This is a genomic window from Armatimonas sp. (assembly GCF_043757465.1).
In the GTDB taxonomy this organism is placed as follows: Bacteria; Armatimonadota; Armatimonadia; order Armatimonadales; family Armatimonadaceae; genus Armatimonas.
In genome coordinates this window covers 1-3,632 of the sequence record NZ_JAYVPL010000141.1, presented here as the reverse complement: position 1 = coordinate 3,632, position 3,632 = coordinate 1, and the positions used below count along the sequence as shown (strand labels likewise).

General features: G+C 59.5%; 4 protein-coding genes. 2 read left to right on the top strand and 2 right to left on the bottom strand.

The window, feature by feature from the left end:
* Positions 1–152: 152 nt before the first annotated feature.
* Positions 153–671, bottom strand: a complete 519-nt coding sequence (locus ACH2ED_RS19455) for an NUDIX hydrolase (RefSeq protein ID WP_395094375.1) — start codon at positions 669–671, stop codon at positions 153–155.
* A 162-nt stretch (positions 672–833) separates the two neighbouring features.
* Here ACH2ED_RS19455 and ACH2ED_RS19450 point away from each other — a divergent pair, with 162 nt between their 5' ends.
* Positions 834–2,696 carry a Xaa-Pro dipeptidyl-peptidase gene (locus tag ACH2ED_RS19450; RefSeq protein ID WP_395094373.1) on the top strand — a complete coding sequence of 621 codons (1,863 nt, stop codon included), beginning with the start codon at positions 834–836 and terminating at the stop codon, positions 2,694–2,696.
* 38 nt (positions 2,697–2,734) lie between these two features.
* Here ACH2ED_RS19450 and ACH2ED_RS19445 read toward each other — a convergent pair whose 3' ends face one another.
* Positions 2,735–2,953 carry a hypothetical protein gene (locus ACH2ED_RS19445; RefSeq protein ID WP_395094372.1) on the bottom strand — a complete coding sequence of 73 codons (219 nt, stop codon included), beginning with the start codon at positions 2,951–2,953 and terminating at the stop codon, positions 2,735–2,737.
* Positions 2,954–3,112: 159 nt separating this feature from the next.
* Here ACH2ED_RS19445 and ACH2ED_RS19440 point away from each other — a divergent pair, with 159 nt between their 5' ends.
* A complete protein-coding gene (locus tag ACH2ED_RS19440; protein WP_395094370.1) occupies positions 3,113–3,568 on the top strand; it encodes a hypothetical protein in 456 nt (151 codons plus the stop codon).
* The last annotated feature ends 64 nt before the right edge of the window (positions 3,569–3,632 follow it).

Below are 3,632 nucleotides of genomic sequence, written 5' to 3'. Positions count from 1 at the left end.
CCCAAGAAGCCTGATGCTTGGCATTGTTGTTTTTTGTGATTGTGTCCTAGACATAATTTCAGAAGCTCTCTGCTTTAGCGGAGGGAGTCGTCACAATGGAAATATTGTACGTCGCCTAGCCTGCCAAAAACCACCGTTTAGCCGAGGTGTGCCTACCCACACCCCGTGAGCCGGTTGCGCAGCCGACGAAGCGCGTAGAGTAGGCGTACGAGCCAGGCTTTCCAGTGAGGGAGGCGCTGGATCCGGCGCACGGGCGTGCCTCCGAGGAGAGCATCCGTGAGGACAGTGCGAGTCCAGCCGGGAACGGAGCGTGGGAGAGTTTCCCTCGTGAACCAGTCCACGGCAACGGACTCCCAACCCGGCTCACCGATTTTCTCGACGATCTGTCCGGCAAAGACCTGAACCAGCGCACCGCCACCAGGCAGATCAGGCCGCCAGTAGAACCCGATACAACGGGTAAGAGTCACCGTAAAGCCCGTCTCTTCCTGAAGCTCCCGAACCGCGGCGACTTCGGGGGTCTCGCCGGGCTCGATCTTGCCACCCGGCAGGCTCCAGAGACGGAAATCCTCGCGTTTTTGGAGAAGCACTCGGCTTTCGGAGTCGGAGACGACGACCTGAACACCATCGGGCGCACGTTGTGGGAAGAGAGTTTGTTGTGGGAAACCAGACACCCTCCTAGTATACACAAACAACCGACTGAGGATACAATCAAAAAAGAAGTATGCACTGGACTGGCACGTCTTGCGCTCCAGCCCCAGCGCGTGCACACCTGGGAAGAGGCGCTGGGGTAGGGCTCTCCGTTTTTCGTCGTAATACTGTATAATCGTGCCACCATGTCCACAGTTCCTTTCTCACTTCTCTTTTCTCTGGTTCTTCTCTCCACGCCCGTCTCGGCGCAGGCTCCGTCCGCTAAGCCCCTATTTGTCGAGGGGCAGGCACAAGTCGTCCCCGCCTTCGCCAGCCCCGGCGAGTGGATTCGAGAGCAGCTCTGGGTCGAGACGGAGTTTGACTCCGATAAAAATGGCAAGCGGGATCGTGTCCATGTGGATGTCATCCGCCAGAAACAGACCCAGACCGAGGGCCTGCGCGTGCCGGTGGTCTATGAGTCGTCGCCCTATTTTGCGGGGACGTCGGGTAATTTCGATGTGAACTGGGATGTGCGCCACGAGCTGGGCGCGCAACCGCCCGCCCGAACCGCGCACCCGACGGTTGGGTTTAATGCGAACCGAAAGAGTATCTCTAACTCGCTTGTTGGCACTTGGGTACCTCGTGGTTTCGCCGTGGTTCACTCGGAGGCCCCTGGTACGGGACTGTCGGAGGGGAGCGCGACCGTGGGTGGGGCCCCGGAGCGACTGGCGCCCAAGGCCGTGATTGACTGGCTCAACGGTCGGGCGAAAGGCTACACGACGCTGGATGGCTCTATTGAGATTCAGGCGGACTGGTGCACCGGCAAAGTAGGAATGACGGGCACATCCTACAATGGGACGATCCCCGTGGCAGCGGCAACGACGGGCGTCAAGGGGCTGGAGGCGATTATTCCGGTCGCGCCCAACACGTCGTACTACCACTACTACCGCTCCAATGGCCTTGTGCGAAGCCCCGGCGGTTATTTAGGCGAGGACATAGACTCTCTCTACGACTTCATCAACAGTGGCGATCCCGCGCGACGGGAAGCGGGCGACAGGCTCTACCGTGATGGCGCATTCGCCCAGAACCAAGACCGCCGCACGGGCGACTACAATGCCTTCTGGGCAGAGCATGATCTGCTCCCCTTCACCAAAAACATCAAGTGCGCGGTTCTTATGGCGCATGCCTTCAACGACTGGAACGTGGTGCCGGAGCATAGCGTGCGCATCAGCCAGGCAATTAAAGGCCGGGTTCCGCTCGTGCAGTACTTCCACCAAGGCGGGCACGGCGGCGATCCGCCCTTGGAGCTGATGAACAAGTGGTTCACGCGCTTCCTCTACGGCGTACAAAACGGCATTGAGAAAGGCCCGAAATCGTATATTGTGCGCGAGCGTGAGCCCGGCGCTCCCAGACCCGCGCCCACACCCTACGACGACTACCCCAACCCGGCCGCCTCGCCGGTGACGTTTTTTCTCTCCTCAGGCGGCAAGACAGCTGGCGGCCTGACCCCCGTCAAGCCCGTCAAGCAGTCTACGGAAGAGCTGACCGATGATGTTTCCCTCACTGCCGCGACACTGGTACAGGCAGCGGACTCTCCCAACCGCCTGCTCTACGCCACGCCCGAGCTGACCGCGCCGGTTCACCTGTCCGGCACGGCGCGAGTGACCGTCCGGCTGGCGTCGAGTGCGGCGGCGGCGAATCTCTCGGTGTACCTGGTGCAGCTACCGTGGACTACGGGCCCCATCGGGACGGAGAACCTCATCACGCGCGGCTGGGCCGACCCGCAGAACGCCAAGTCGCTCACCAAGGGCGGCGACTATCACGCGATGGATCGCGGCACACCGCTAAAGCCCGGCGAGTTTGTGACCCTCACGTTCGATCTGGAACCCGATGATCAGATCATTCCCGTTGGCAAGCGCATTGGCCTGATGATCCTTTCGAGCGACCACGACTTCACGCTCTGGCCCAAGCCCGGCACGAAGCTGACGGTAGATCTCGATGCCACTCGGATCACCCTGCCCCTCGTCGGGGGAGCCGATACCTTCAAGCGTGCCACAGGGGCGCGGTAGAACCGAATTATTTCACCCTCCCACTTCCTAGTTAGGCATTATTCATAGACAAAAGCATCATTGAGATAGGGCCTCAGGTAAGCATCGCTCATGTAGCCAAAGCTGGCATGGCGTTCTCTTTGCCGTCTCCAGGAGCTCCAGCGCGGGCGTGAGATCGGCGTTGTGGCATAGGGCAGTCCGGCCTCGCTCGCCATCCCATAGCGCTCGTAGCCCGCCGCGATCGTCGTTAACTCGATACAGAATGTCATCGCAAACACACTGAACGTCCCCCGATTCCCTCAAACTTAAAGTGCAGGGTGGTAGGCATCCCCGTTTTCCATCACCATTCCTGGTCGTGAACAACCATGTAAAAATAAACTTGCAGTTTCACACGGATACGATAAATTGTAAGAAAGACAATAACAAGGAAAGAGAGCTTGGAAACACTTAAAACTCAGCTAGAACAAGCCGCTTGCCCCGAGCAGGTTTTCGGGCGACTGGAAGGCTACAGTGCCGCCACTCTGCGCCACGCGTTGGGCGAGGTTTTTCGGTCGCTTGCAAAAAACTGCCACCCGGATCGTGTCCCCCAAAACGAGCAGGCTCTGGCAGCGGAGGTCTTTCGGCTTCTTAACTCCTGGCGTGCCCAGGCGGAGCGCAAGCTGGAGCTAGAGACCTACGGCGACCAGAAGCCCCTCTTCGAGCCCGTGGAGTTTTTGGTGGGTGAGGAACTACTGACGCTTACCGGGATCGCTGCCGCGGGGCTGGTGAGTACGGTCTATGAGGCGCACTCCACGGGGGCGAAACCAGGGCAGCGTGTCTTTGCCAAGGTCAGTCGTGAACCCGCCGACAACGATTTATTGGGGCTTTTTGCCCATCGCACCGGAAAGGTATAGTTGGGCATCACGTTGGATGTGCAGCGACACGATTTTGGGGTCTCTGTAGCAATCCCTGAATGAT

What these genes read in the sequence shown, in the direction of transcription:
- ACH2ED_RS19450 (WP_395094373.1), top strand. Translation starts at nt 834, where the DNA reads ATGTCCACAGTTCCTTTCTCACTTCTCTTTTCTCTGGTTCTTCTCTCC.